Origin of the sequence: Aliamphritea ceti (genome assembly GCF_024347215.1) — a bacterium.
In the GTDB taxonomy this organism is placed as follows: Bacteria; Pseudomonadota; Gammaproteobacteria; order Pseudomonadales; family Balneatricaceae; genus Amphritea; species Amphritea ceti.
The window spans coordinates 1173887-1200097 of the sequence record NZ_AP025282.1; the positions used below are offsets into that span (position 1 = coordinate 1173887).

Consider the following 26211-nt stretch of genomic DNA (forward strand, 5'->3'; position numbering starts at 1 on the left):
GAACACCATGTCTGATAATACTCAGCAACAAGATGAAAACCGTTTGATTGCCGAGCGCCGTGAAAAGCTTAACGGCCTGCGAGAAGCGGGTCAGGCGTTTCCGAATGCCTTCCGTCGTGACAGCTACGCGCAGGATCTTCAGGATACTTATGGCGAAAAGTCTAAAGAAGAGCTGGAAGAGATGGCGATCACGGTCAGCATTGCTGGCCGGGTAATGCTGAATCGCGGTGCGTTCGGTGTTGTTCAGGATATGACTGGCCGTATTCAGTTCTACGTGAATAAAGAAGCGCGTCCATTTGCTAAGAGCCTGGACCTGGGTGACATCATTGGTGTAACCGGTATTCTGCATAAGTCAGGCAAGGGCGACCTGTATGTCGACCTGGGTGAGTACCAGCTGCTAACTAAGAGCCTGCGTCCGCTGCCAGACAAGCATAAAGGCCTGCAAGACACAGAGATGCGTTACCGTCAGCGTTATGTGGATCTGATCACTAACGATACTTCCCGTCGGGTGTTTGAGATCCGTGCGAAGATTGTTTCCGGTATTCGTAATTACCTGACAGAACGTCGTTACGTTGAAGCTGAAACACCTATGTTGCAGGTTATCCCGGGTGGTGCGACTGCACGTCCTTTCGTGACACATCATAACGCGCTAGACCGTGATATGTTCCTGCGTATTGCGCCAGAGCTGTATCTGAAGCGTTTGGTTGTTGGCGGCTTTGAGCGGGTTTTCGAGATTAACCGTAACTTCCGTAACGAAGGTCTTTCAACCCGTCATAATCCTGAATTCACCATGCTTGAGTTTTACCAGGCGTATGCGGATTACAACGACCTGATGGATTTGACCGAAGACATGCTACGCACTCTGGCGAAGGATGTGTTGGGGTCCACGACTATGACTTATCAGGAACAGGAATATGACCTCGGTGCGCCTTTCCGTCGCATCAGCGTGTTTGATTCTATCCTGCATTACAATCCGGACCTGACTGCGTCTGACATCGATAACATTGAGTCTGCCCGTGCCGTAGCCGACAAGCTGGGTATTCCCCTGAAAGATGGTTACGGTCTGGGTAAAGTGCAGATCGAAATCTTCGAGAAAACAGTTGAAGATCGCCTTGATCAGCCAACTTTCATCACTGAATATCCTGCCGAAGTGTCACCTCTGGCACGCCGTAATGACAACAACCCGTTCATTACTGACCGTTTTGAATTCTTTATCGGAGGCCGTGAAGTGGCAAATGGCTTCTCGGAGCTTAACGACTCTGAAGATCAGGCTGAGCGTTTCCGTGCCCAGGTTGAAGAGAAAGATGCTGGCGATGACGAAGCAATGCATTTTGATGATGACTACATCAGCGCGCTGGAATACGGCCTGCCACCAACGGCGGGTGAAGGTATTGGTATCGACCGTCTGGTGATGTTCTTTGCGGATTGTGATTCTATCCGTGACGTTATTCTGTTTCCGGCAATGCGTCCACGAGCGTAAACGTCGAAGCAGGGGAAAAGCTGCCGCGAGAAGTCGCCGCAGCTTTTTTGTTTTAAGGTCGTCGCATTATTAATGGCAGGTAGTTGCTGTTGATAACTGTGGTACAGGTATAAAAAATGAGTTGGTTAATTCCTGAAAAGAAACGCAATATTCCCGGTAAACGCTGGTTGAGTATTGGTTTACGTACCCTGCATTTGATTGGGATTGCCGGATTGTCCGGGGCATTTTTGTTCGATCTCCCTAAGGAAGTCTGGCATCACTATCTGTTGCTAACGCTGGCTAGCGGTGGCCTGATGGTGCTTAAAGAACTATACAGTGATGGTATCTGGCTAATACAGCTTCGTGGTCAGATCATTATGCTTAAAGTGGTTCTGTTGGCGCTGGCCTGGTTCTATTGGGAAGCTTATGATCTCTGGCTGTATATGCTGTCGATTGTCTTGTCTGGCATTATTTCCCATGGTCCTGGCAAACTGCGTTATTACTCTTTATGGCACGGTAAGGTTTTCACCCGGGATGTCATGCGGGGCAGGCCATTAGGTAAAGTAAAAGACAGTGGGGAAAGTGAATGACAGCTTTAGTCACGCTGCGTCAGCAATTAGCCAGCACTCAAGGCTGGTCAGAATATCTTGAAACAGAATTGCAGCAGGATTATATGTTGCAGTTAGCTGATTTTCTGGATGCTGAGGTAGCTGCTGGCAAGCAGGTGTTTCCGGCTGAGGGTAACTGGTTACAGGCATTGCAGGCGACGTCGCTGAATAAAGTAAAGGTGGTTATTCTGGGGCAGGACCCTTATCACCAGCCGGGTCAGGCTCATGGTCTCAGTTTCTCTGTCATGCCCGGTGTCAAAGTGCCACCTTCACTGAAGAATATGTATAAAGAGCTTGAGTCAGATTTAGGCTATACGGCGCCGGATCATGGCAATCTGCAGTGTTGGGCGGAGCAGGGAGTATTGCTGCTGAACACAGTGCTGACGGTTGAATATGACAAGGCCGGTTCGCATCAGAAAAAAGGCTGGGAGTCTTTTACCGACAAAATCATCGAGACAGTTAATGCGCAATGCAGTGATGTGGTGTTTGTTCTCTGGGGCAGTCATGCGCAGAAAAAAGCCAGCATGATTGATGTAGCAAAACATCAGGTTCTTGAGTCTGCCCACCCGTCACCGCTATCTGCATTTCGTGGTTTTTTTGGTAGCCAGCCTTTTAGCCAGGTAAATACATATTTGGAAACTGCAGGGCGGGAACCGGTTAACTGGTTGCTCGAGAATATTGACGTTAAACCGGATCAGGGAGCGCTGTTTTAAGTGTTTGCTGATAACCCCAATATGCGTGGCGCGATGCTGATGATGGCCAGTATGGCCGGTTTCGTGTTTAACGACAGCATCATGAAATATCTGGCCGCAGATATCAGTTTGTATCAGTCTATTTTTATTCGCGGTCTGATCGTAACTGCACTGATAGCAGCGCTGGCCTGGCGTTATGGTGTATTACGCCAAAGCCTGGAAAAGCGTGACCGTTTCTGGATGGGCTGGCGTGCATTAGGGGAAAGTGGTTCAACCCTTTGCTACCTCACCGGTTTAATGCAGATTCCAATTGCTGCGGCAGCGTCGATTCAGCAGGCTGTGCCTCTGGTGATTACCTTTATTGGCGCGATCTGGTTAGGTGAACAGGTTGGCTGGCGGCGTTATCTGGCGATTATTGTCGGCTTTCTCGGTGTCTTGCTCATCGTGCGACCCGGGGCAGATAATTTCAATATTTATGTAATGTTTTCAGTTGCCGGGGTTTTATTTCTGGTACTTAGAGATCTTTCTACCCGGCAGTTTTCCAGTGATGTATCCTCACTTTTTGTGGCCTTAATAGGCTCGTTACTGGTAACTGTCAGTAGCGGTATTCTGTCTTTATTTGAAACCTGGCAGCCGCTGACATGGCCTGTGATGGTTGGGCTGAGCGGTGCTGCCGGTTTTATCTTCTTCGGTTATCTGTGCGGCGTCATGACCATGCGTGCCGGGGATATCGCCTTTGTTTCGCCGTTCCGCTATACCGTGCTTATCTGGGCGGCTTTGCTGGGATATCTGGTTTTCGATGAAGTGCCGGATAACTATATGCTGATGGGCGGATTGGTAATCGCCCTTGCCGGGGTTTACAGCTTCTATCGGGAAACCCGTCAGTCTAAAACGTCCGCCAGTTGAAACGCCTGAATCGTTTTGCTGCTGGTGATTAACCAGTCGGTGAAGGTATGTAATGCGCTGCTGGCAGGTATGGCTGGGTTTGTACATAAAAAATAGCTGCATGGATTATCAACATAGATGTCTGTGAGAACAGTTAACTGCTTTCTTTTCACCGCATCCATCACCAGTGATGTCCGGCCAATTGCTATACCGTGACCCAGTTCGGCCAGTTGCAGAGTAATGTTTGACTGAGAGTGTCGCCCTACCTTATCGGTTGGCAGATCTATACCGACCTGTTCTGCCCAAAAGCCCCAGGTGTCACCGTAAGGTGGTGGGGTCGGGCTTTCATCACCCAGTAAAGGTAGTTCCGCCAGTTGTTGTAATTGTTGTTGGTCCAGAGGTGGCTGCAGATTATGCTGGTGGGCAAAATCTGGTGAGCATACTGGCATCAGCTGCTCATTAAACAAAGCAGAGAGTTTGCTGCTGCGGATTTCTTTGGGGCCATAAGCCAGTGCTGCATGAGCGTGATAGAGATCAAAATCTAACGGGCTGGCAACGGCGTTTACTGAAATTTTGATATGCGGGTAAGCCTCGTTAAACGCCATTAGTCGTGGGAATAACCAGCGAATCGCAAAGCCGGGCAGGACCGATAATACCAGTTCATTACTGTGCTGTTTACGGCGTTCCAGTTCAATACAGTGTTGGATGTGATTTAAACCATGCTTTACTGCAGCTAATAATTCAGCGCCGGCGGGTGTTAGTGATATCTGCCGGCCTTCACGGCTAAATACTTCAAAGCCAACTCGTACTTCCAGACCTTTTATATGCTGACTAATGGCGCCCTGGCTGACTCCAAGTTCTTCAGCGGCTTTAGTAAAACTGCTCAGTCGACAGGTACATTCAAATATCTTTAATGCTTGTAATGATGGTAATAAGAACATTTGTTATTAGTTTTTTCTAATGATTGTTTAAGCAGATTAGGATAGGGCAAGGCATATTACTTTGCTACCGTGCAGTCTCAAAAATATAAAAACAAATCTAGGAGAGTGTTTGTGAATACCACACATAATCCGAGCTTCAGACAGTCTTTGCTGACCTTCGCTGCCATCGTAACAGTGATTGGTGTGGGGCTCTTTTATCTGCAAACCAGCCTGCACAGCTTAATGTTAATTTGTCTGCTGATTGCCGGCGTTAGTGCCTGGCGACTTAGTGAGGATGGATTCAAATCTATCAGAGAGGCAATGAATGGCGGCATTCAGGGTGCATTGTCGGCAATCTATATATTTATTCTGATTGGTGTACTGATTGCCGCGTTTATTCAGAGCGGCACAGTAGCTGCACTGATTTACTACGGACTGGAGTTCGTGTCTCCGGTGGTGTTTCTTCCTGCAGGTCTGATCCTGTGTAGTTTTATGTCTGTTGCTACAGGTACCAGTTGGGGAACGGTTGGTACTGCTGGTGTTGTGTTAATGGGTATTGGTGAAGCGATGGGGATTCCGTTGCCGCTAGTGGCGGGTATGGTTGTTTCCGGAGCCTGCTTTGGCGATAAAATGTCGCCGGTATCTGATACCACTAACCTTGCAGCTATGTCTTCCGGTACAGACTTGTATAGTCATATTAAGAGCATGCTCTACACCACCGGACCTGCGTATCTTATTACGCTGGCAATCTTTACGTTCATGGGGCTGGGTTATATGGATAACCGCTTACCTCAGGATGAGCTGAGTGCAATGTTAGCGGGTATTACTAATACATATTCTATTAATCTGCTGTGCCTGCTGCCTTTTCTGGTGATGCTGGTGATGAGCCTGAAGAAGGTTAGTGCTGAAGTTGCCATGATGTCTGCGGCTGTTGTCGCAGTTGTGCTGGCGATTGTAATGCAGGGTGCTGAATTTACTTCTGTGCTGGGTTCTTTGTATGGCGGAGGTTCTTTTGAAACCGGTGTGCCGACTCTGGATAAGTTGTTTGGTCGCGGTGGTATTTCATCGATGATGTGGACGCTATCTCTGGCACTGATGGCGCTGGCGCTGGGCGGTATCTTAAGCGGGTTTGGTTTTTTGCGGGTTTTAATTGCCGGCATTCTCAGCCGGGTAAAGCGTGCAGCGAGTTTGATCGCAACGACCATATTGGCCTGTTTTGTCGGCAATATGAGTATGGGTGAAGCTTACATGTCTATCATTCTGGGTGGGCAATTGTTCGGTGATGCTTATGATAAACACAATATTGATCGCTCCGTTATGTCCCGTTCGCTGGAAGAAGGTGCAACTCTGACAACCGCATTGATTCCGTGGACGACTGGTGGGGCGTTCTTTGCTTCCACACTGGGTGTGGAGGTGTTGGACTACGCGCCATGGGCGCTACTGAACTGGATTAATCCATTGTTATCAATCGGGCTGGCTTACATAGGTGTAGCTATGTTCCGTAAGAAGTCACCCATGCAGCCTGCGGCTGCCTGATAAATGAAATGTCCGGCTGCTTCAGCCGGACGTTTCAGTTTTTTGAAGGAGTTAATAAATGTCCATTGAGTTTTCAGCGGCCCAGAATGATGTTTTGGCAGGCCTGCGGGCATTGCCAGAGGACCTGCAAAAAGATGTGCCGGTATTAATGGTAAACCGTATAGGTAATACGGATCAGGCATATATGCGGACGGAGAATTTTCTGGGTTATGCAGCGCCTGATGAGGTTTATCAGCTGACAATGGAAGGCATGATTACAGCCGCAGATATGCAGGTGCAACCAATGCCTGAGGCGGTAAAGCCGCCCAGTCTGGAGTTGACGGGGGACTGGCAGTCTGAAGTAGACCTGACCATTGATGATGCCAATATTTTGGGGGGGAACGGTCGCTATCTGTTGCCAAAAGGGGATGAGACGCTGGATATTCCCGTGGCAGAGACAACCGCTGAGCATTTGGCGTATTACAACAGCTATCTTGTGCCTGTAGGTGAGGCTCTGAGCTTTAAAAGCAGTGGTAATTTGCCGGTAACGGTAACCGCTGTGGGTGAGGATTATGCAGAAGAGTATTTGCTGGATCCTGCGCAGGGCGGTGGTGCTTATCTGGAAGTGCATGACCGTCCACATTTTCATATGCCACTGGATGAAACCGCGGGCGGTTATCTGATTATTGGCAAGCGTAATGCTGATGGTAAGGATGAGGTATCAGCATTTCAGGTACCGTTTGGCTATGGTCTGCATATGGGACCCTGGGCGATTCATGCGGATGCATATCTGGTAGGGCGGTATATGGTGATCTACTCAGCAACCTCTGAGTTTTCGACTGTTATTTTGCGTAAATCCTGTGGTGAGCTGGCTAAAGTTCGTTTTGTATAGTTGATATGTTATTGGTTTAGTTCTGTGTAGTCGGGCTGGCAGGTAAGCGTTTATGTATCTGTCGTTTGGTTAGCAGTCGTGAATAAAAAAAACGGCGTGACCCGAATGGGAACGCCTTTTTTTATGCTGCATTATGTGTAGAGCTTAGCTTGTCTCGTCCCGGGCATTGAGTTGGCGACGCAGATGCAGGTTTTCACCTATCTGGCTATCCGGGTCATCACTGAGCAGAACAATTAATTCTCCATCAATGAAGTCCTGCTCGATGCCAATCATTAATCCAGGCCCCTGATCGAAACGTAGCAGGATCAGTGCATCGTAATTGAATGCTTCTGATGGCATTTGTAATTTGCTGGCGACAATGTCGAAGCGTTCCTGTTGCTGATAGATTTCGATACTTTTCAGATAGCTGTCAGAAGGAAGTTCTAACCAGCAACTGGTGTCTTCATCCGGCCTTACGTCTGCGCGTAAGTTGCAATCCAGTCGACCAAAACTGAAACCGTCCTGGAATGCCTGACGGCAGGTACTGACTTCAAGCCACTGAGTATCACCACAGCTAAAGCGTAACTGACGGGCGCGATACAGCTCGCTACCCAGAACGCTGCTCATACCTTCTATCCAGATACGCCGTACGGAATGGCTGAACAGTTCATGTAAGGCATCCTGCGCCTGTTTATCCAGGTGCAGGACTTTCAGCAGAATAGGATCGCTCATCGCTTAGATTCGAATAATTCTGGATCAAGTACGTATGGCAGGCTCAGGCGTTCCAGTTGTGGGCCTTCGACTGATTCCAGGTGAATGCTTTGCTCGCCGTCATCAAATACGTCTTTGAGCATAACTGCCAGCAGTTCATATTCACCTTCCCCGGCAGGTGCGCTACAAACAACATTACCGACGCTGGCACGGGCGGCTGTGGCCAGTACTGTACCTGCAACAGGTGTAGTGTCTGCCTGTACTTTAAGACGGAACATAGGGCGTTTGAGTTTGCCACGGTGCTGTAAGCGGGTAATGATTTCCTGGCCGGTATAGCAGCCTTTACGGAAACTGACACCTTCGAAGGCCTGCAGGTTAGTCATCTGTGGAATAAAGGTTTCCAGAGTATCCGGTGTCAGTGACGGAATACCTTGCTGAATTTCACTGAGTAACCAGTTTTCGCTGCCGGTCAGAGCGCCGTCTGTGGCTAGTGCGCTGAGTACTTGCTCAGCTTGCTCAACTTCGAGCCAGAGTTCATATCTTTCACCGGGCACTTTAATTAATACGCCGCCTTCAAGGTTAACGAACTGATCAGTTTCAGTCGGTAGCTCACTGCTTAAAGCTGACAGTGCTTGAACAGCATCATTGCCTTGAATGCCCAAGCCGACAACAGTGTCGCTAATGTCTTTGCTATCTGCCTTAGAGAACATCATGTACTTGTTAAGTACTGATTGTGCGTTACTCAGGATCTGGCGGTTAGTGCGCAGCCAGAAGCCACCTTCAGCGGGCATTACCCGGCTCAGGCTGATCATACTGCCTTTGACATTGTTGTGTGATGCCAGTCGGCTGAAACCGTTATTGATATCCCGCATATCACAGGAGATTTGCCCCTGAAGAAACTTTTCTGCTTCTGTGCCTATAACATTGAAAATGCCCAGATGCGTCAGCGGTGTAATACTGAGTGCCGGGTTAGCAGCTGCAGGACTATGACTATAGCCTTGTTCGTCAATGCTGATCTGCTGAGATTCTAAGATGCTGTGCCAGGTGCTCATAGCATGACCTTCTTGCCGTAAAGCAGTTACGGTACCGGTTTATTCCGGAGGTAAGCTGCTTTGTTAAGTATGAGTTTGTTATATGGAGTTACAGGTAGTGAATTTAAACCCGGTTAGCAAAAGCATGGCCGAGATTAACCGGGCTGCCTGCCTGCAGGTTTTCCTGCCATTCAATAACGTCTTTGCCGAATAGCAGAATTACGGTTGAGCCCAGTTTAAAGCGGCCCATTTCAACACCTTTTTCAAGTGTAATGGGTTCCTGAGGTTCTGGCGTGTGCTCAATTCTCCAGGTCTTACGCTGCTGAGGTGCAACCTGGCCTGCCCATACCGTTTCGATTCCGGCGACGATCATTGCGCCTACCAGTATCATTGCCATCGGGCCGTATTCAGTATCGAAAATTGCCACCAGACGCTCATTGCGCGCAAACAGGTTTTCGACGCCTTCAGCAGTCGTCTGATTAACTGAGTATAGGTCGCCTGGTACGTAGATAGTGTCACGCAGAGTACCGGTTACTGGCATGTGTACCCGGTGATAATCTTTAGGTGACAGGTAAACTGTTGCGAACTGACCATCAATAAATTGCTCGGCTAGGTCGTTGTAGCCGCCCAGCAGGGTTGTCAGAGCGTAGCCTCGACCTTTTGCCTGAAAGATGCGGCCATGGTCGATGGGACCCAGCTGGCTGATAGCGCCGTCAGCAGGGCTGATAATATCGCTGTCAGCCAGAGGGCGACGGTCGAGCTTGATTTCCCGGGTGAAGAAACTGTTGAAATCCGGGTAGGCGTTCAGAGATTCCTGAACGGCTTCACTCATATTGACGTTGTAACGCTTTGCGAACCAGCTGATGAAGGTGCTTTTCACCCAGTTGATCCGGCAGTCTGCCAGTTTGCCAACTAAACGGGACAGTAAATGCTGAGGCAGAACATGCTGTAACAGAATGAAGATTTTATCTTTCACTTAGGGAATCCAGGTCGTTTAACAAAATATACCCGCCGAGAGAGTGTATCTGTCGGCGGGTAGTAAGAAATTTTTGATTGATTCGGAAGGATTTACTGCTCAACCGGTGTGTTTGGATGGTTACCCCATTCGAACCAGGAGCCATCGTAGCAGCGGACATTTTCAAAGCCAAGATACTTAGTAAAGAGATAGCTCAGACCTGAACGGCGGTGTGTCTGGCAGTGGGTAATAATGGTTTTATCCGGAGTGACTCCCAGAGCTGCCAGTTCGGCGATGATTTCTGCAGCCGGTCGCAGGCGGGTGTCATCTTCAGAGATCAGGGCATTGGTCCAGTTATAGTTAACTGCACCGGGAATATGGCCGCCTTTGGTCGCGTTGATAACTTTCTCACCGCGGTATTCCGCCGGGGAGCGGACGTCCAGAATACAGTGCTCTGCACTATTAAGATGAGTAAGTATGTATTCCATATCTGCGAGGTTGGCTGTGTCGAGGCTAACCTGATAATCGGTTGGTTCTATTTCCGGTACATCTGAGCTGGTGGTATAGCCGGCATCTTCCCAGGCTTTGAGGTGGCCATTCAGAAATGAACAGGCGTTATGCCCGGCAGCGTGCAGGGTCCAGATCATACGGCCGGCCTGTGGCCCCATCTGGTCATCATAAACCACGACGTGACTTTCCGGTGTCAGGCCCAACGCAGAAAATAATGTGCTGAGCTGCTCTTCAGACGGCCGTTTATTAGGGATAGGCTGTTGGCCGCAGAGTAAGCCTGCCGGTGCCATGTGTCTGGCGCCGGGGATGTGTTTAGCTGCGTAATGCTCAGCCGAGGACAGATCAATGATTACTATCTGGCTGGCGTCATTTTCAAGTTGTTCGGCAAGCTGTGCAGGAGAAACCAGTAAAGGCAGTGACATATACAGTATCCTGGAGTGTAGCGGATTAAATTTAGTTCTTGGACAGTGCCGCCAGACAGCTGGTTGCCGCCGTACAGAGTTGCTTAAACTGTTTATGCTGTACGGTTTCTATTTCTGTAGCTGCTTCGCCCATATCTGCATAGACAATAGCAACAGGTTTGCTGTTCATAAAGACTGACATTAATAAGTAGTTAGAATCATTAATGTGTTGCTTATAGCTGTCTGGAAGCATCTTGCTGATTCTGTGGGTATTATCCTGATTTACCATAATGCAGGCCACTTTATCATATAGGCGGCTAAACAGACCTTGTGTGTCTGTCTGATGCTGAGACTGGTTAAGCGGATGATCACTGCTAAAGCCAATGCTGTGAATAACTTTGAGAATCTGACTGCGGGTATTAAGAGTGTTCAGGCTCACCCGTTCCATTCCTACGCCCTGGACCAGTACTTTGAGTAAATCTTTTAACACTTCAGACGGATGCTGATAATCCTGCGCATATTGCAGGAAGCGTTCGTTGACGGTGGCGATCAGTGCCGGGTCTTTCAGCTTAGAGTCGGAGCCAACTGCCGTCTGAATTTTACGCGGTCGTGGAATTGGAAAGTGTTTGCTGCAGAATTTGTATTCAGCTTCTGAAAGCTTGTATCCCCCCTGATGACTGGAAGGGATAAATAACATTTCTGCTGCCGGTGTCAGCGTACCGACTACAAAGTAATCGCGGGATGACTGCGCACAATTCTTGTGTAGCAGGCTCATAGTGCTGCCAAGCTCACTTTTCAGGTAGTCACTGACAATATCTATGATGTGCAGTGTGGTTGGCTTATGCCAGCCAAAAGTAGCGGTACCTGCGAGCCAGTTAGATAGTTTTACTGGAAAAAAGCGTTGCTGAACCAGGTGGTTCAGTTCCCGTAATTCTTCGCCTCTGAGGCGCGGATCTTCCAGCGAACGCTGATGCAGTTTCATCAATGTACGTTTATTTAGCGGTAAGTCTTCAGCTAAAGAGGTTTGAACCAGCTCGGGCAGGTTCCAGGAAACAGCCAGGCCATGGGATATGTCTTTAATGGTGCAACCAAAGAGTTCGCGTTCGACGGTTTCGCTGTCTTTACCCTGTTCACGGATTTTGATCTGCATCTGTGACATATGCAGTGGTGCATGATGCCAGAGTGCCCAGTGGCCTATGCCGTAGAACAGTGCCGCAAGATAACTTTCTTCGGTAAACATGCCTTTACGGGCGTGTTCCAGCCAGGAACGTACCTGAACAGCAGCGTGGTGGCTGTTGGCAGTTGCACGGAAGTACATTTTATCGGCAGTGCTATGTGCATTCAGGCGGGTGCCTTTCATGCTGTTAATCAGTTTTTCGAGATTGTCTGTGCCTAATGAGCTGATGGCATGTTCAACACCGGTGACGACGGAACCTTTTTCCGCGTGGAGGATGCTGGCCGCCTTCACGACGTGGAGGCAGAGTAAAGGATCAGACTTGATCAGTCGGTTAAGATCCTTCATGGATGTCTTATCGGACTGCAATGCCTTTTGAATGCGACGTAAACTACTGGCGCGAACGGAAAAATCTCTATCCGTCAGATACTGCGTCCATTCTTCTGCGTCGTATGGCTGGATCGTACTCATTAATGGTCCTGGTGCCGGTCACTGATCAAACGAAAACCACTCTGGTTAAGTCTTTGTTAAGAGAGGTTTTCGGCACATTAAACCTTTTATTTACAAGATAGTTAAGTTTCTTCCCTCGAAGTGAGTATATGTTTGTAACTATTTACCCGTTGACGACTGATTTTTTCTTCCTCAATGGCCTGTTTTATCGCGCATTGAGGTTCCTGCTCATGCTGGCAATCGCGGAATTTGCACAGACCAAGAAAAGGTGTGAATTCGGTAAAGCCTTCGATGATGCGGTCTTTTTCAATATGCCAGAGGGCAAATTCCCGGATACCCGGTGAGTCGATCAGGTCGCCTCCATCAGGAAAGTGGAACAGGCGGGCAGTAGTTGTTGTGTGAGTACCTTTACGGGTCGACTCGGACAGAGCGCCGACTTTCAGATCAACGCCTGGCAGAAGGGCGTTAATCAGAGATGATTTTCCAACCCCTGACTGACCAACGAAGACGCTGATTCGGTCATTAAGAATGGCTTTAAGTTCGTCTAGCCTGTCTTCACTGGTACTGGAAACCTGGAGTACTTTGTAGCCGATGCCTGTGTAGAGGTTGATCATCTCTTCGATATACTGGCGGTTTTCGTCGTTAAGCAGATCTTGTTTGTTCACCAGTAAGATAGGCTCAATACCGCTGGCTTCTGCTGCGACCAGATAACGGTCGATCAGGTTGTAGTGGGGCGTGGGTTCAACCGCGATCGTGATAACGATGTGGTCAATATTCGCCGCGACGGGTTTCAGTTCGCCATGGTTATTTGGCCGCTGCAGGACTGACTGACGTTCTTCAGTAGCTACCACAACGCCGTGCTCAGCACCGGCGCGCCAGATAACTTTATCGCCGGTAACCAGTGTGCTCAGGTTGGTGCGCATGTGGCAACGGAAAATTTCGCCACAGTGTTCGCCTTCCAGAGCTTCAACGTCTACCTGTCGGCCGAAGTGGGAAATGATCTGACCATGCTGTTCCGGTCCGAGATCGCCGCCTTCAAGCTCTTGATCGATATTGGAATTCTTTCGCTTTGCCCGTTCAGAACGTTCGTCTTGAATCTTTTGTATGCGCCACGCCTGACGGCGGGTGAGTTTACGTTTGGCCATTAAGTTTGTTGCGCCGTATAGATGCAGTGGGATCTGATTATATTTTGGGCGCTGAAAAGAAGTTTTTTTATCACTACAGATGTTATGCAGATAGTTTTTCAGCGGCCTGCTAAGGTATTCTATAACACTTTTAAATAACAGTGCTGAAATCTAAGGGGAATTGCCGTATGTCTAGGCAAGATAATCTTATCTGGATCGATCTGGAAATGACCGGCCTTGATCCGGAACAAGAACGTATTATCGAGATTGCCACTATTGTGACTGATGCGGATCTGAATATTTTGGCGCTGGGGCCAAGTCTGGTGGTACATCAGTCTGATGAACTTCTGGATGCGATGGATGACTGGTGTACTAATCAACATGGCGGTTCAGGTCTGACTGCCCGGGTGAAGGCATCATCAATCAGTGAGCGTCAGGCTGAAGAAGAAACCATTGAGTTTGTTAAAAAATACGTTGATAGCGGTGCTTCGCCGATCTGTGGTAACAGCATCGGTCAGGATCGCCGCTTTCTGGTGAAATACATGCCTGAGCTTGAAGGCTATTTCCATTACCGTAATCTGGATGTCAGCAGCATTAAAGAACTGGCGCGTCGCTGGCGGCCTGAAGTGCTGAATGGTGTAGCGAAAAAGGGCTCTCATTTAGCGATGGATGACATTAAAGATTCTATCAATGAATTGAAACATTACCGGGAACACTTCTTTAATTTGTGATCTGGTGAAGTTATTCACAGCTGTGACCGATGCCCAAAATGAGTATCTTAAACTTTAGAATGAGTGAGTGCTAATTTAGCGGTTTAATATTTACGGTTATGGATGTATTTATTTCTTTTATTTCAATGGCTAAGCTTTACTAAGTAGCTTTTGTTTTATGTCTAAACCCCGGCTTCTCCGGGGTTTATTTTTTGATAAAGCCATTTTGGTCTGATTTACAGCAAATTTCTGCGTTCCTGCAGGGTTTCTATTTTTTTTTAAACAGGGTTTATTAATAGTCATCTGTTCGGTGTGCTTGAGGGAGCCTGCCTGAACAATATGAATGTTGTTGTGTCCGCTTCATTTAGATTCATAAAACAATAAATCTCAGCCGGACGCTGGTGAAGTGACATATGGACGTGCGTAACTGTGGCTGTTTTCGGGCTGGGTGTTTCGTGTAACTGTCTGCGTAACATTCCCTGTCGGCGGCTTCGAGTATTGAGAGAAGCAGTATGACGATCAAGACACGTATCTTACTGGCCATTGTATCTATTGGCATTATTCCACTGATCTGCGCCAGTGCAGTTGTAATGTATGCCACCTCCAATGAAGTCAATGTCGCCCTTGATGACGCGGCGTCTGCAAAGCTGATAGCTGTGCGGGAAATGAAAAAAGACCAGCTTGTCAGCTATATCAGTGATCTGAAAAATCTGGTGAAAAGCATTGCTGCCAATGAACAAACGGTGGTGGCTACCGGGTATTTTTCCAGCTCTTTTGATTTAAATAAAAAAGTAGACGCTGAGCAGCAGCAAAGCCTGGATAGCTTTTATAGTGGTGCCTTTACGAATGAGTTTAAGCAAAGAGACCCGGGTTTTGACGTGGCAAACTCAACGAATGCTCAGGGGGCTCTGGATGATGCAGCACGTTATTTTCAGATGCGTTATATCAGTACTAACCCAAATCCACTGGGGGCTAAACAGTCGTTAGATCAGGCAAAAAAAGTTACTAAGTTTAATGCCCGCTACGATCTTTACCATTCGCAGTATCATCCTGGTTTGCGCCGTTTACAGGAGGAGTTTGGCTTTCCGGATGTGCTGATAGTCAGCCCGGAAGGTCGGGTTGTGTATTCTGTTGCGAAGAACGTTGATTACGCGACTGATTTATCTGCAGGTAATGACAGTGGTTTGATCCAGGCGTGGAATCAGGCTAAAGATGCAGCGGCTGGCCAGGTGTTTCTGACGGATATCAATACTTACTTCGCTGACTTCGGAACCCCTGCAGCATTCCTTTCTTCACCGGTTTTTGAAAAAGATAAGAATATCGGTACTTTGATTGTGCGTTTGCCTGTAGAGCGGGTAACGCTTGCGCTGACCAGTAATAAGCATTGGGCAGATGTGGGTTTAGGTCAGAGTGGAGAGGTGTATCTGGTTGGTGATGATCAGCGTTTACGTACCGATAGCCGGCGTTTAATTGAGTCTCCAGATAAATACCTGAGTGAAATTACAGTGACTGGCTGGCAGGACAGCGTTGAGCAGATTCAGAATCGCCGTACCGGTGTGGCGCTGCAGAAAGTTAGCTCAGAAAGTGTTGCGTCAGCTTTGCAGGGGAATTCGGGTGTTATCCGCACGCAGGGTTATTACGGCGAAGAGGTGCTTTCCGCTTTTACAGCACTGGAAATTGACGGCTTACGATGGGCGCTGATTTCAGAAATGAGCAGCGCAGAAGCATTCGTCAGTGAAGAGCAGATACTGGGTTCTATTACCCGTACCAGTGGTGTTGTGGTGCTGGTGGTTCTGGTGGCTGCAATTCTGTTTGGTTTGTTATTGTCGCGGTTATTGGTTAATCCACTGCGTGAACTGGTTACCTCATTTCAGGAAATCGCTGAAGGCGATGGTGATCTGACAACTCAGTTGGCAAGCGCGGAACGTAAGGATGAAATCGGTGAGTTAGCAACTGCTTTTAATGCTTTTGTCGCCAATATTCGTGATGTTGTTGCACAGGCAAGTGAAACGGCAGAAAGCCTGACAGCTGTTACTAATCAGCTGGCGCAGCAGTCCGGTGATACTGCCTCCCGTATGGGGCAGCAACGTTCAATGAGTGAATTGATTGTAACTGCCATGACGGAGTTTTCGTATTCGATTGATCATGTTGCTCAGAGTAGTAATGAAACACTTAATGCAATGGTCAGTGCCGGTGAGAAAATGGTCAGCGGCGCCGATAATGCACAGCGTTCTGTAGGTGAAATTGACCAGCTGGTTGGCTTTACCCGGGAGTCGGCTGATTCGATTAATGCGCTTTCCGGCGAAATTGATCAGGTTAGCTCGATTCTAGATGTCATTAATGACATTGCTAAACAAACCAGTTTGCTGGCATTGAATGCGGCAATAGAAGCTGCCCGCGCCGGTGAGCAGGGGCGTGGTTTTGCGGTGGTAGCTGACGAGGTGCGTACATTGTCTTCACGGACCCAGGAAGCCACTGTGAATATTCAGGAAACAATGGAGAAGTTACGGGAAACCGCGGATGACTCTGTGCGTCGGGTTGAGAACTCTATGGAGAATGCTGAGCGTGGCATTGCCATGGTTAATGAAACAGCAACGGAACTGGATGAAACTAAGCGTCTGATGGCGGATGTTGAAGCAATGCAAACGCAGATTGCTACAGCAGTTAATGAGCAACTGGATGTTATTAAAGATATCGAAAAGAATGCAGTTGAGATTGATACCTTATCTGAGACAACCCTGGATAGCGCTCAGGAGTCCGCCGGGGATACCGATAAATTAAGCCAGATGGCTGATCGGCTGCACAGTCTGGTTGGGCGGTTTAAAACCTGATTGTCGACTGTTCTGTCAGAGTAAAGCGTTAACGCATAGTATCAGTCGGCCAGTTTGGCTGCTCGCGGATGCTCAGCAATTGGCAGAACAGTTACTGTATCTGTCTCGCGGGCATCCAGGTTATCCAGTGCCCATTGCGCATGTTCTTTCACCAGATCATTGGTAGTGGGGGTGCTTAACAGCGCTTGCAGTGCGAGTCGTGATTCAGGGCTGCTAACGCCGTTGCCCAGTGCAACTGCTATATTACGTTGCCAGCCCTGATAACCACTTCGACGAATAGCGGAGCCTTCGGTGCGTTTCAGAAATGTAGCTTCATCCCAGCTAAGTAATTCTGTGAGAGCTTTGTCATCCAGTCCGTGGCGGGGTTTAAAGTCGTCTTCAGCGGACGATTGGGCAAAACGGTTCCAGGGGCAGATCAGTTGACAGTCATCACAACCAAAAATTCTGTTGCCCATTAGCGGGCGCAGTTCTAAGGGTATGCTGCCGTTAAATTCAATGGTCAGATAGGAAATGCAGCGGCGGGCGTCGACGACGTATGGCTCGACAATTGCTTTGGTAGGGCAAACATCAATACAGGCCTGGCATTTTCCGCAGTGTTCTTCAGTGTAAGGGTCATCGACTGGTAACGGCAGATCAACAAACAGTTCTCCTAACAGAAACCAGGAACCGGCTTCTCTGTTGAGGATAAGACTATGTTTACCTTGCCAGCCAATACCTGCCTTTCTGGCCAGTGGGCGTTCCAGCACCGGAGCGCTGTCGACAAAGGCCCGGTAACCGAACTCACCGATTAAGGCTTCAATGTCTTTACCCAGCCGGGTGAGGCGCTTGCGCATCAGCTTGTGATAATCGCGGCCCATGGTGTAGCGGGAGATATAGGCTTTTTCCGGATTCTTAAGAATCCTGAGGGTTTGAATATCCGGCGGCAGGCAGTTCATCCTGACACAGATAACCCGTCGGGTACCTTCTACCAGTAACGCTGGATCAAGACGTTTATCGATATTGTTTTCCAGATAGCCCATTTCACCGTGATAACCTTTTTTCAGCCAGCGGTGATAAGCGTCTGACTCAGGCATTACATTGGTGTCACTGATGCCGCATTGTTGAAAACCATGCGTGAGTGCTGCTGCTTTAATGGCCTGACTGAGGTCGGCGAGTGATTTCGAATCTTGATTCATTATGGCTAAGTCGTGGTAGCTGTTTTTACTGTAGGTTGGATATAATGAAGCCAAATTCCCAGTCGAGATCAGATATCGTGGCTAAGTCTTCGCAATTACCCGCTGCATTATACACAGCTGAACTGACCCGGGCACTGGATGCTGCGGCGATCAGTGCCGGAATGCCAGGTTTCAAACTGATGTTGCGGGCCGGACATGTCGCTTTTGACCGCCTGATGCATCAGTGGCCGGAGGTTAGTTCATTAAGCATTCTCTGTGGTACCGGTAATAATGGTGGCGATGGCTTTGTCATGGCCGCATTAGCGCAGCAACAGGGAATTCAGGTGCAGGTGATCTGTGTTGCCCGGATGGATGATTTTTCCGTACAACTGCGGGGTGAAGCTCGTCAGGCATATGACTGGATGTGTGATCAGGGTGTTGAGTGCCACCGTTATCGTTTGGGTATGTCTTTGCAGGGTGATGTCATTGTTGATGCGTTATTAGGCACAGGTTTAAGTGGCGTCGTTGCGGAGCCTTTTGTTGGTGCTATCCGGCAGATAAACCTGGAGGGTAAGCCGGTCCTTTCGGTGGATATACCTTCCGGTTTATGCAGCGATACCGGCGCGGTATTAGGTGATGCTGTACGCGCTGATCATACGGTTACTTTTATCGGTATGAAGCAAGGCATGTTGACCCATGAAGGTGTGGATCACTGTGGGTATCTGCATTTCGACAGTCTGCGTATTTCTGACGATATCTATGAGTCTATTCCTGTCAGTGGCTTCAGAACCTGTAAGGATGATCTGGCTGAGCTCTTGCCTGCACGGGGTACATCCAGTCATAAAGGCCATTTTGGACATGTGCTGGTGATCGGTGGTGATCATGGCATGGGTGGTGCTGCGATTATGGCTGCTCAGGCAGCTGGCAGAAGTGGCGCTGGCCTGGTGACCCTGGCAACCCGGTCGGAACATGTCACAGCAGCGCTGACCAGAGCGCCGGAGGTTATGGCGCATGGGGTGCGAAGCGGGCATGATCTCGCGGCGTTAATTGAGCGAGCGTCAGTCGTGGTTGTCGGGCCAGGCTTAGGGCAGAGCGCATGGGGGGAGCAGTTGTTAATGGCAGTGTTGGATAACTGTCGGGCGGATAAAAAACCGTTGGTGATGGATGCTGATGCGCTAAATCTGTTAGTCATAAATGAAAAGCTTGATGGCACAATGCATTCAAATTGGTTACTAACTCCGCATCCGGGTGAGGCCGGACGTTTGCTTGAAACCTCCGCTGCCAAAGTACAGGTCAATCGCTTTGCTGCAGCAGAAGCTTTACAGGACCGCTTTGGCGGAACTCTGGTGCTGAAGGGGGCTGGCACGCTGAGTTGTGATGGTGATGCTATGCATTTGTGTTCAGCAGGTAATCCCGGGATGGCAACAGGTGGTATGGGGGATGTTCTCAGTGGCATCGTCGGTGCGTTGCTGGCGCAGGGGCTGGAATATATAGATGCTGCCCGTCTTGGGGTATATATACACGCAAAAGCGGCTGATGAGGCGGCAAAAGATGGTCAGCGAGGTATGCAAGCCACTGATCTGTTGGCACAATTACCGAAAGTTGTTAACGTTTCCCCAAAATGACAGATAGATTAAAGGGTGTAAGTAAGGTGTCAGGTGACCAACTGCAAAGTTTTTTTATCGCTGACGAAGCTGCCATGGTGGCTTTTGGTGGCAGTTTAGCGGCGTCAGGTTTAGGTGGAGTGGTCTTCCTGAATGGTGATTTGGGTATGGGTAAAACGACTCTGTGCCGTGGCATTATTCAAAGTGCCGGTCATCAAGGTGCGGTTAAGAGTCCTACCTACACATTAGTAGAACCATATGAGCTGGAGGATCGGGATATTTATCATTTCGATCTTTACCGGTTGGGTGATCCTGAAGAGCTTGAGTATTTTGGCGTCCGTGATTACTTCCATGATAATGCGCTTTGTCTTATCGAGTGGCCGGAAAAAGGTGAGGGCGTTTTACCGCCGGCAGACATGTTACTGAATATTACTGTGCAGAACGAAGGCCGTCTGATTGAGTTGCAGCCGCAGACGTTAAAAGGTCAGCAATTGTTGGCAAATCTGCAATTTGATAGCGAGTGAAGATGAAACTGAATATGTTGCGTGTGTCCCGTTTTGCCCTGCAGCTTGCGAGCTTAAGCCTGATCTCACTGTGCTTGTTTGTTTCTGTGGGAGTGAATGCGGCTGATGTTAAGAACGTACGTTTGTGGATTGCACCGGATCATGCCCGTTTAGTTTTTGATCTCAGTAAAAGCGCTAATCATAAGTTGTTCACGCTAAAGAACCCCGACCGTATCGTGTTGGATGTGGAAAATTCCAAATTTACTGCAGATCTTAAACAGCTGAACCTCACCAAGAGTCCTGTGCAACGTATCCGTAGTGGTGCGAAAGATAAAAAAAATCTGCGCATTGTGTTGGATCTGAAGTCGGATGTTCGAGCAAAAAGCTTCGCGCTAAGCCCGAATGATAAGTATGGTCACCGTTTGGTTGTCGATTTATATCAGCCCGAAAAAGTCGCTGAGACGGTGAAAACTGCTACGGCAAATAACCCTGATAAATTACGTAATGTGGTAATCGCCATTGATGCTGGTCATGGTGGTGATGATCCTGGGGCTGTTGGCCCGCGGGGTGAAAGAGAAAAAGATGTGGTTCTGGGGATTGCCCGGGAACTGAAGAAACTGCTGAAAAAAGAACCCGGTTTTACACCGCAGCTGACCCGTGACGGAGATTACTACATCAGCTTGCGAAGTCGCACCAGCCGGGCGCGGAAAAATAACGCTGATATGTTTGTTTCTATCCATGCAGATGGCTTCAAGGATAAACGGGCGAAAGGTGCCTCTGTGTGGGTGTTGTCCCCGCGGGGAGCAAGCAGTGAAATGGGACGCTGGCTGGCTAAACGGGAAAATAGCACCGATTTGATTGGTGGTGTTGGCAGTGTCAGTCTTGAAGATAAAGATGATGTCCTGGCAAAAGTATTGCTGGATATGTCGATGACTGCGAGTCGTAGCGACAGCAGGGTAATTGCTGAAACAGTTCACAAGAATATGAGCCGCTTTGCCAAAATGCATAAGAAGCGGGTGGAACAGGCTGGATTCGTTGTACTCAAATCCCCAGATATTCCGTCGATTTTGGTTGAAACGGGTTTTATTACTAATCCTGATGAAGCCAGAAAACTAAAGTCAAAGTCCTATCAGAAGAAAATGGCGCAAGCGATTTTTGCTGGTATTAAAGCCCACTTTGTTTCCAAACCGCCGGCGCTGACTTACCTAGCCTGGCAGAAACAGGGTGGCAGCAAGCGTAAAGCGACTGCTGGAAAATATAAGGTTGTCAGAGGCGATACTTTATCGGTGATTGCCCGTCGTAACGGTGTATCAATGACAGCGTTACGTAAAGCTAACGGCCTGAAAAATGCGGATCATATCCGTGTTGGTCAGGTGCTGCAAATTCCAACCAGTTGATAACTGCTGATAAAATTCTATTCCGGTACCGAGTGTAATTTATGTCCCGTATTCATTTACTGTCGCCACGACTGGCGAACCAGATAGCGGCTGGCGAAGTTGTTGAGCGTCCGGCGTCCGTAGTTAAAGAGATTCTCGAGAATAGCCTTGATGCAGGTGCTGACCGTATTGAACTGGATATCGAACAGGGCGGTATAAAACTAATCCGTTTGCGGGATAACGGTAGCGGTATCGAGAAAGAAGACTTATCTCTGGCGTTAAGCCGTCATGCTACCAGTAAAATTCGCGATCTGAATGATCTTGAAGCGGTGCAGAGTCTGGGGTTCCGGGGCGAGGCATTGGCATCCGTCAGTTCAGTTTCAAGGCTAACGCTGACGTCACGTACTGCTGATCAGGAAAGTGCCTGGCAGGTTCAGACCGAAGGCCGGGATATGGTGGCGGAAATTTCGCCTGCTGCACATCCTGCCGGAACTACGGTTGAAATGCGGGATCTGTTTTTTAATACGCCTGCCCGCCGTAAGTTCATGAAGACAGAGAAAACCGAGTTTAAGCACTTGGAAGAAGTGGTTAAACGTTTGGCGTTAAGTCGCTTCGATGTAGGTTTTACACTGCGACATAATCAGAAAGTGATTCATCAGTTACGTCCGGCTGTGAGCGAAGCGGAGCAGGAGCGGCGAATTGCCAGCTTGATGTCACCCGCTTTTATTGAAGAATCGATGCGGGTGGATGTGAATGCGGAAGCATCAGGTTTGCGCTTATGGGGCTGGGTGGGCTTGCCGACCTTTTCCCGGAGTCAGGCGGACTTGCAATACTTCTTTGTTAACGGCCGGGTTATTCGTGACAAGGTCGTATCCCACGCTTTGCGTCAGGCGTATCAGGATGTGCTGTTTCATGGTCGACATCCGGCCTACGTGTTATTTATGGAGCTTGATCCGGCGCTGGTGGATGTCAATGTTCATCCGACAAAGCATGAAGTGCGTTTTCGTGAAAGCCGTCTGGTGCATGATTTTATTTTCAGAACAACGCACCGGGTAATTGCAGATATGCGACCGCAGACCGGAGAAGACACTGCAGGTATTCCTGAAGCAGTGCTTGCTGCTGGGGGTAATGCACCAACCAGTGATTTCTTGCCTTCACCGGGCGTTGCAGGTGTTGGTCAGAGCTTTCAGCAGGGGCGTATGCCGCTTTATCAGTCTTCATCACAGATTGAACGGCCTTCGTCCGGTGAGGTGCGTGAGCAGATACAGCAGTACGGTCAATTGCATTCAGCAGTCACTCCGATGGCTGGTGCGGCAAGTGCTTCAGTTATGGGTAATACCGGAATAGCAATGCCTGATGCGGATGAGACGAAATGTCCACCAATGGGGTATGCTGTTGCCCAATTACATGGTGTATTCATTCTGGCGCAAAACGATATTGGTCTGGTAGTAGTCGATATGCATGCGGCACATGAACGAATTGTTTATGAGCGGATGAAAACAGCATATGAGGCTGAAGGCGTGCGCAGTCAGCCACTGCTGGTACCTGTCAGTATGGCTGTTAGCAGTGGCGAAGCAGATTGTGCTGAAGAGCAGCATGAAGTGTTCCGGCAGCTAGGTTTTGAGATTGCCCGGATGGGCGAAGAAACCATTGTTATTCGCCAGGTTCCGGTGGCACTGGCAAACGGTGATGTAACTAAGCTGATTCTGGACGTGATCGCGGATATGCAGCAGTTTGGTAATAGCCGTAAAGTTCAGGAGCATGTGAATGAATTATTGGGGACTATGGCGTGCCATGGTTCTGTGAGGGCTAACCGTCAACTGACTTTGCCCGAAATGAATGCCTTATTGCGTGATATGGAACAAACTGAGCGTAGTGGACAATGTAACCACGGCCGTCCGACCTGGACTCAGATGTCTATGCAGGAGCTTGATGGCCTGTTTATGCGCGGTCAGTAAGACCGTTCTGTCGTTTAGATTTAACAGATTTTGATTTTTGGAGTACTAAGTGACGACGTCTTTACCGCCGGCAATTTTCCTTATGGGCCCAACGGCTGCAGGTAAAACCGATCTTGCAATGGCGCTTTGTGATCTGCTGGACTGTGAAATAATAAGTGTTGATTCTGCGATGATTTATCGCCAGATGAATATAGGTACAGCTACACCTGAAGCTGAGCTGTTGGCACGCTATCCACATCGTCTGGTTGATATTCTAGATCCTTCTGAGGCGTATTCTGCGGCAGATTTCCGAAGAGATGCTTTGCAGCATATGGCTGAAATAACCAGCAAAGGCAAAATACCACTGCTGGTAGGCGGTACCATGCTTTACTACCAGGCGTTAATGAAAGGTCTGGCTGATATGCCTGAAGCTGATCAGAGCGTTCGTCAGCGGCTTTTAGATGAAGCGAATAGCTTTGGCTGGGAGCGTTTGCATGATCGCCTGAAACAGGTTGATCCGGTATCTGCGGCCCGTATTCATCCAAATGATCCGCAACGATTGCAGCGGGCTCTGGAGGTTTATGAACTGACGGGTAAAAGTATGACTGAACACTGGCAGACTCAGGAAGCTTCCCGTGCACCCTATAACATGCAGTCTTTGTGTGTCATGCCAACCGAACGTTCTGTGCTGCATCAGAGGATAGAACAGCGTTTTCATATAATGCTGGAACAAGGTTTTGAAGCAGAGGTTCGGGCGTTATGGGAGCGCGGTGATCTTGATGCCAGTATGCCATCCATTCGCTGTGTCGGTTACCGGCAGATGTGGGAGCATTTTCAGGGGCAGTGGGACCATGAAACTATGATCCAGAAAGGCATAGTTGCTACCCGACAACTGGCTAAACGACAGATAACTTGGTTGCGTAGTTGGCCTGATTTGAAAACTTTAGCTTCAAATGATCCAAATTTAACCAATAATGCCTTGAAATTGTTAGAGGGTGGCATTATATAATGCTGTAGCTTGAATTTTTCGGACCGTCCGGCTTTTTTGAGGCGGTCAGATGCGCAGTATTTCTAACAGGATTTGAATTGCGCATATTTTATTTTATCGATTCACAGGAAGGAGCTTCCAATGTCAAAAGGGCAATCTTTACAAGACCCTTATCTGAACGTACTGCGTAAAGAGCGCGTACCCGTTTCTATTTTCTTGGTAAATGGTATCAAGCTACAGGGACAGATTGAGTCATTCGACCAGTTTGTAATCCTGCTTAAAAATACTGTCAGCCAGATGGTCTATAAACATGCAATATCAACTGTGGTACCGGCACGTCCGGTTAAGTTACCGCAGGGTGATGAATCGGCTGACTGAGGTTCTATTTGTTTTTTGAGCGTCCTGAGTCTGGCGAATGCGCCATACTTGTCCACATAGATATGGCTGATGAGGCGGACCGGGAAAGCCCGAAAGAGTTGGAAGAACTCGCGCTTTCTGCTGGCGCCGATCCTGTAGATATTCTTACAGGTAGTCGCCATAAGCCTAGTCCGAAATTATTTATCGGTAGCGGTAAGGTCGAAGAGTTGAAGGCAATGGTGCATCAGTATGATGCCGAATTGGTTATATTCAATAATTCACTTAGCCCAGGCCAGGAGCGTAACCTCGAAAGAGAGTTGCAGTGCCGGGTGCTGGACCGTACCGGTCTGATTCTGGATATATTTGCTCAGCGTGCCCGCACCCATGAAGGTAAACTTCAGGTGGAGCTGGCTCAGCTGGAGCATATGTCTACACGCCTTATCCGAGGTTGGACACACCTTGAACGTCAGAAAGGCGGTATCGGTTTACGTGGCCCGGGTGAAACCCAGCTGGAAACCGATCGCCGGTTACTGCGTGCCCGAATTAAAAGCATTCTGAAGCGTCTGGAAAAAGTCCGCAAGCAGCGAGATCAGGGGCGTCGTGCCCGTAGTCGCGCTGAGGTACCGGGTTTGTCTCTGGTGGGATATACGAATGCTGGAAAGTCAACGCTGTTCAATCAGCTGACGGAAGCAGAAGTGTATGCCGCTGATCAGTTGTTCGCGACACTAGATCCAACTTTGCGTTGTATTGAGGTGGCGGATGTTGGTCAGGCGATTCTGGCTGATACGGTAGGTTTTATTCGTCATTTACCGCACAAGTTAGTTGAAGCGTTTCGGGCAACTTTGCAGGAAACGACTGAAGCGACTTTGTTGTTACATGTGATTGATGCGTTCGATGAGGACCGTCAGGAACATATCGATGAAGTGAATGCTGTGCTGGCGGAAATAAAAGCGGATGATGTGCCTTGTCTTGAGGTTTATAACAAAATAGACCGAATGGAAGGCATTGAGCCGCGTATCGACCGTAATGATGAAGGTATGCCTATTCGGGTTTGGGTATCTGCAGCCACTGGGCAGGGAACAGAGTTGCTGTTTCAGGCTATTTCAGAGCGTCTTGCTGACGACCTTTTTCACGATTCAATTCAGGTGGCGCCGTCCGAAGGGGCATTCCGTGCTCTGCTGTATGGTCAGGGTGCTGTATTGAATGAGTCGTATGATGAGGCGGGTGAAAGTCATCTGGAAGTGCGTTTGCAGCGTAAAGACTTTATGCAGATTCTCAGTAAAGCAAGTATACCGGCGGAACGTTACTTTGGGCTGGATGTCAATAAACCAGAGTGGCTACAGTGACGGCAAATATTTGAATTTTAAAAGTAAGCAGCGTATTTAAGGCGTTGCATACTATGATTAACCTACATACACTTTTTGTAGTTTTTGGTGCTTTGCCTG

At 48.6% G+C, this 26211-nt stretch carries 23 protein-coding genes; 15 read left to right on the forward strand and 8 right to left on the reverse strand.

From position 1 onward, the window contains the following. The first annotated feature begins 7 nt into the window (after positions 1–7). The 4 genes from lysS to OCU49_RS05365 all read left to right on the forward strand — a co-directional run bounded on the left by lysS (position 8) and on the right by OCU49_RS05365 (position 3665). Entirely contained in the window at positions 8–1480 is a 1473-nt protein-coding gene (lysS, locus tag OCU49_RS05350) for a lysine--tRNA ligase (RefSeq protein ID WP_261843952.1), read from the forward strand. Between the two features lie 116 nt (positions 1481–1596). Next, positions 1597–2049 carry a hypothetical protein gene (locus tag OCU49_RS05355; RefSeq protein WP_261843953.1) on the forward strand — a complete coding sequence of 151 codons (453 nt, stop codon included), beginning with the start codon at positions 1597–1599 and terminating at the stop codon, positions 2047–2049. Next, complete coding sequence (ung, locus tag OCU49_RS05360) at positions 2046–2780, forward strand: uracil-DNA glycosylase (protein WP_261843954.1); 735 nt, start codon at positions 2046–2048, stop codon at positions 2778–2780. Before OCU49_RS05355 ends, ung begins: the two co-directional genes overlap by 4 nt. Beyond that, positions 2781–3665, forward strand: coding sequence for a DMT family transporter (locus tag OCU49_RS05365; protein WP_261843955.1), 885 nt, complete (start codon positions 2781–2783; stop codon positions 3663–3665). On the opposite strand, the gene OCU49_RS05370 is transcribed toward OCU49_RS05365, so the two are convergent. Continuing rightward, positions 3641–4585, reverse strand: coding sequence for a LysR substrate-binding domain-containing protein (locus OCU49_RS05370; RefSeq protein WP_261843956.1), 945 nt, complete (start codon positions 4583–4585; stop codon positions 3641–3643). The two genes, OCU49_RS05365 and OCU49_RS05370, sit on opposite strands and share 25 nt — an antisense overlap. Positions 4586–4696: 111 nt before the next feature. On the opposite strand from OCU49_RS05370, the gene nhaC reads away from it, so the two are divergent. Together nhaC and OCU49_RS05380 are read left to right on the forward strand one after the other, a co-directional pair. Then, positions 4697–6100, forward strand: coding sequence for a Na+/H+ antiporter NhaC (nhaC, locus tag OCU49_RS05375; protein WP_261843957.1), 1404 nt, complete (start codon positions 4697–4699; stop codon positions 6098–6100). Between the two features lie 58 nt (positions 6101–6158). After that, positions 6159–6971 (forward strand): hypothetical protein, encoded by an 813-nt coding sequence (locus OCU49_RS05380; protein ID WP_261843958.1) that lies wholly within the window; start codon positions 6159–6161, stop codon positions 6969–6971. 144 nt (positions 6972–7115) lie between these two features. On the opposite strand, the gene OCU49_RS05385 is transcribed toward OCU49_RS05380, so the two are convergent. The 6 genes from OCU49_RS05385 to rsgA form a co-directional block, all read right to left on the reverse strand. After that, the gene (locus OCU49_RS05385) at positions 7116–7682 is read right to left on the reverse strand and encodes a hypothetical protein (RefSeq protein ID WP_261843959.1); all 567 of its coding nucleotides are present in this window, start codon (positions 7680–7682) and stop codon (positions 7116–7118) included. Next, positions 7679–8713, reverse strand: a complete 1035-nt coding sequence (gene ygfZ, locus OCU49_RS05390; protein WP_261843960.1) for a CAF17-like 4Fe-4S cluster assembly/insertion protein YgfZ — start codon at positions 8711–8713, stop codon at positions 7679–7681. Before ygfZ ends, OCU49_RS05385 begins: the two co-directional genes overlap by 4 nt. Before the next feature lie 103 nt (positions 8714–8816). Continuing rightward, complete coding sequence (gene asd / locus OCU49_RS05395) at positions 8817–9668, reverse strand: archaetidylserine decarboxylase (RefSeq protein ID WP_261843961.1); 852 nt, start codon at positions 9666–9668, stop codon at positions 8817–8819. 92 nt (positions 9669–9760) lie between these two features. Next, positions 9761–10579: a sulfurtransferase gene (locus OCU49_RS05400; RefSeq protein ID WP_261843962.1), complete on the reverse strand. Its 819-nt coding sequence runs from the start codon at positions 10577–10579 to the stop codon at positions 9761–9763. 31 nt (positions 10580–10610) lie between these two features. Then, positions 10611–12203 carry an HDOD domain-containing protein gene (locus tag OCU49_RS05405; protein WP_261843963.1) on the reverse strand — a complete coding sequence of 531 codons (1593 nt, stop codon included), beginning with the start codon at positions 12201–12203 and terminating at the stop codon, positions 10611–10613. Between the two features lie 101 nt (positions 12204–12304). After that, a complete protein-coding gene (rsgA, locus tag OCU49_RS05410; protein ID WP_261843964.1) occupies positions 12305–13327 on the reverse strand; it encodes a small ribosomal subunit biogenesis GTPase RsgA in 1023 nt (340 codons plus the stop codon). Between the two features lie 167 nt (positions 13328–13494). On the opposite strand from rsgA, the gene orn reads away from it, so the two are divergent. After that, positions 13495–14037, forward strand: coding sequence for an oligoribonuclease (orn, locus tag OCU49_RS05415; protein WP_261843965.1), 543 nt, complete (start codon positions 13495–13497; stop codon positions 14035–14037). A 491-nt stretch (positions 14038–14528) separates the two neighbouring features. Continuing rightward, positions 14529–16847 (forward strand): methyl-accepting chemotaxis protein, encoded by a 2319-nt coding sequence (locus OCU49_RS05420; protein ID WP_261843966.1) that lies wholly within the window; start codon positions 14529–14531, stop codon positions 16845–16847. Positions 16848–16888: 41 nt separating this feature from the next. Here the strand turns inward: OCU49_RS05420 and queG are convergent, their stop codons facing one another. After that, entirely contained in the window at positions 16889–18022 is a 1134-nt protein-coding gene (gene queG, locus OCU49_RS05425; protein ID WP_261843967.1) for a tRNA epoxyqueuosine(34) reductase QueG, read from the reverse strand. Between the two features lie 44 nt (positions 18023–18066). Here queG and OCU49_RS05430 point away from each other — a divergent pair, with 44 nt between their 5' ends. The 7 genes from OCU49_RS05430 (at position 18067) to hflX (ending at position 26112) form a co-directional block, all read left to right on the forward strand. Beyond that, positions 18067–19626 carry an NAD(P)H-hydrate dehydratase gene (locus OCU49_RS05430; RefSeq protein WP_261843968.1) on the forward strand — a complete coding sequence of 520 codons (1560 nt, stop codon included), beginning with the start codon at positions 18067–18069 and terminating at the stop codon, positions 19624–19626. 26 nt (positions 19627–19652) lie between these two features. After that, a complete protein-coding gene (gene tsaE, locus OCU49_RS05435; protein ID WP_261843969.1) occupies positions 19653–20129 on the forward strand; it encodes a tRNA (adenosine(37)-N6)-threonylcarbamoyltransferase complex ATPase subunit type 1 TsaE in 477 nt (158 codons plus the stop codon). A 2-nt stretch (positions 20130–20131) separates the two neighbouring features. Then, complete coding sequence (locus OCU49_RS05440; RefSeq protein ID WP_261843970.1) at positions 20132–21505, forward strand: N-acetylmuramoyl-L-alanine amidase family protein; 1374 nt, start codon at positions 20132–20134, stop codon at positions 21503–21505. 41 nt (positions 21506–21546) lie between these two features. Continuing rightward, on the forward strand, positions 21547–23442 hold the full coding sequence (gene mutL, locus OCU49_RS05445) for a DNA mismatch repair endonuclease MutL (protein ID WP_261843971.1): 1896 nt from the start codon (positions 21547–21549) through the stop codon (positions 23440–23442). 82 nt (positions 23443–23524) lie between these two features. Further along, positions 23525–24430 carry a tRNA (adenosine(37)-N6)-dimethylallyltransferase MiaA gene (gene miaA, locus OCU49_RS05450; RefSeq protein WP_261845198.1) on the forward strand — a complete coding sequence of 302 codons (906 nt, stop codon included), beginning with the start codon at positions 23525–23527 and terminating at the stop codon, positions 24428–24430. A 120-nt stretch (positions 24431–24550) separates the two neighbouring features. Further along, entirely contained in the window at positions 24551–24787 is a 237-nt protein-coding gene (hfq, locus tag OCU49_RS05455; protein WP_124925946.1) for an RNA chaperone Hfq, read from the forward strand. Positions 24788–24795: 8 nt separating this feature from the next. Beyond that, positions 24796–26112, forward strand: coding sequence for a ribosome rescue GTPase HflX (gene hflX / locus OCU49_RS05460; protein WP_261843972.1), 1317 nt, complete (start codon positions 24796–24798; stop codon positions 26110–26112). Positions 26113–26211: the final 99 nt, after the last annotated feature.

What these genes read in the sequence shown, in the direction of transcription:
- OCU49_RS05430 (WP_261843968.1), top strand. Translation starts at nt 18,067, where the DNA reads ATGAAGCCAAATTCCCAGTCGAGATCAGATATCGTGGCTAAGTCTTCG.
- lysS (WP_261843952.1), top strand. Translation starts at nt 8, where the DNA reads ATGTCTGATAATACTCAGCAACAAGATGAAAACCGTTTGATTGCCGAG.
- mutL (WP_261843971.1), top strand. Translation starts at nt 21,547, where the DNA reads ATGTCCCGTATTCATTTACTGTCGCCACGACTGGCGAACCAGATAGCG.
- OCU49_RS05385 (WP_261843959.1), bottom strand. Translation starts at nt 7,682, where the DNA reads ATGAGCGATCCTATTCTGCTGAAAGTCCTGCACCTGGATAAACAGGCG.
- OCU49_RS05405 (WP_261843963.1), bottom strand. Translation starts at nt 12,203, where the DNA reads ATGAGTACGATCCAGCCATACGACGCAGAAGAATGGACGCAGTATCTG.
- ygfZ (WP_261843960.1), bottom strand. Translation starts at nt 8,713, where the DNA reads ATGAGCACCTGGCACAGCATCTTAGAATCTCAGCAGATCAGCATTGAC.
- ung (WP_261843954.1), top strand. Translation starts at nt 2,046, where the DNA reads ATGACAGCTTTAGTCACGCTGCGTCAGCAATTAGCCAGCACTCAAGGC.
- miaA (WP_261845198.1), top strand. Translation starts at nt 23,525, where the DNA reads ATGGGCCCAACGGCTGCAGGTAAAACCGATCTTGCAATGGCGCTTTGT.
- OCU49_RS05420 (WP_261843966.1), top strand. Translation starts at nt 14,529, where the DNA reads ATGACGATCAAGACACGTATCTTACTGGCCATTGTATCTATTGGCATT.
- orn (WP_261843965.1), top strand. Translation starts at nt 13,495, where the DNA reads ATGTCTAGGCAAGATAATCTTATCTGGATCGATCTGGAAATGACCGGC.
- OCU49_RS05355 (WP_261843953.1), top strand. Translation starts at nt 1,597, where the DNA reads ATGAGTTGGTTAATTCCTGAAAAGAAACGCAATATTCCCGGTAAACGC.
- OCU49_RS05440 (WP_261843970.1), top strand. Translation starts at nt 20,132, where the DNA reads ATGAAACTGAATATGTTGCGTGTGTCCCGTTTTGCCCTGCAGCTTGCG.
- queG (WP_261843967.1), bottom strand. Translation starts at nt 18,022, where the DNA reads ATGAATCAAGATTCGAAATCACTCGCCGACCTCAGTCAGGCCATTAAA.
- hfq (WP_124925946.1), top strand. Translation starts at nt 24,551, where the DNA reads ATGTCAAAAGGGCAATCTTTACAAGACCCTTATCTGAACGTACTGCGT.
- rsgA (WP_261843964.1), bottom strand. Translation starts at nt 13,327, where the DNA reads ATGGCCAAACGTAAACTCACCCGCCGTCAGGCGTGGCGCATACAAAAG.
- OCU49_RS05380 (WP_261843958.1), top strand. Translation starts at nt 6,159, where the DNA reads ATGTCCATTGAGTTTTCAGCGGCCCAGAATGATGTTTTGGCAGGCCTG.
- OCU49_RS05370 (WP_261843956.1), bottom strand. Translation starts at nt 4,585, where the DNA reads ATGTTCTTATTACCATCATTACAAGCATTAAAGATATTTGAATGTACC.
- OCU49_RS05400 (WP_261843962.1), bottom strand. Translation starts at nt 10,579, where the DNA reads ATGTCACTGCCTTTACTGGTTTCTCCTGCACAGCTTGCCGAACAACTT.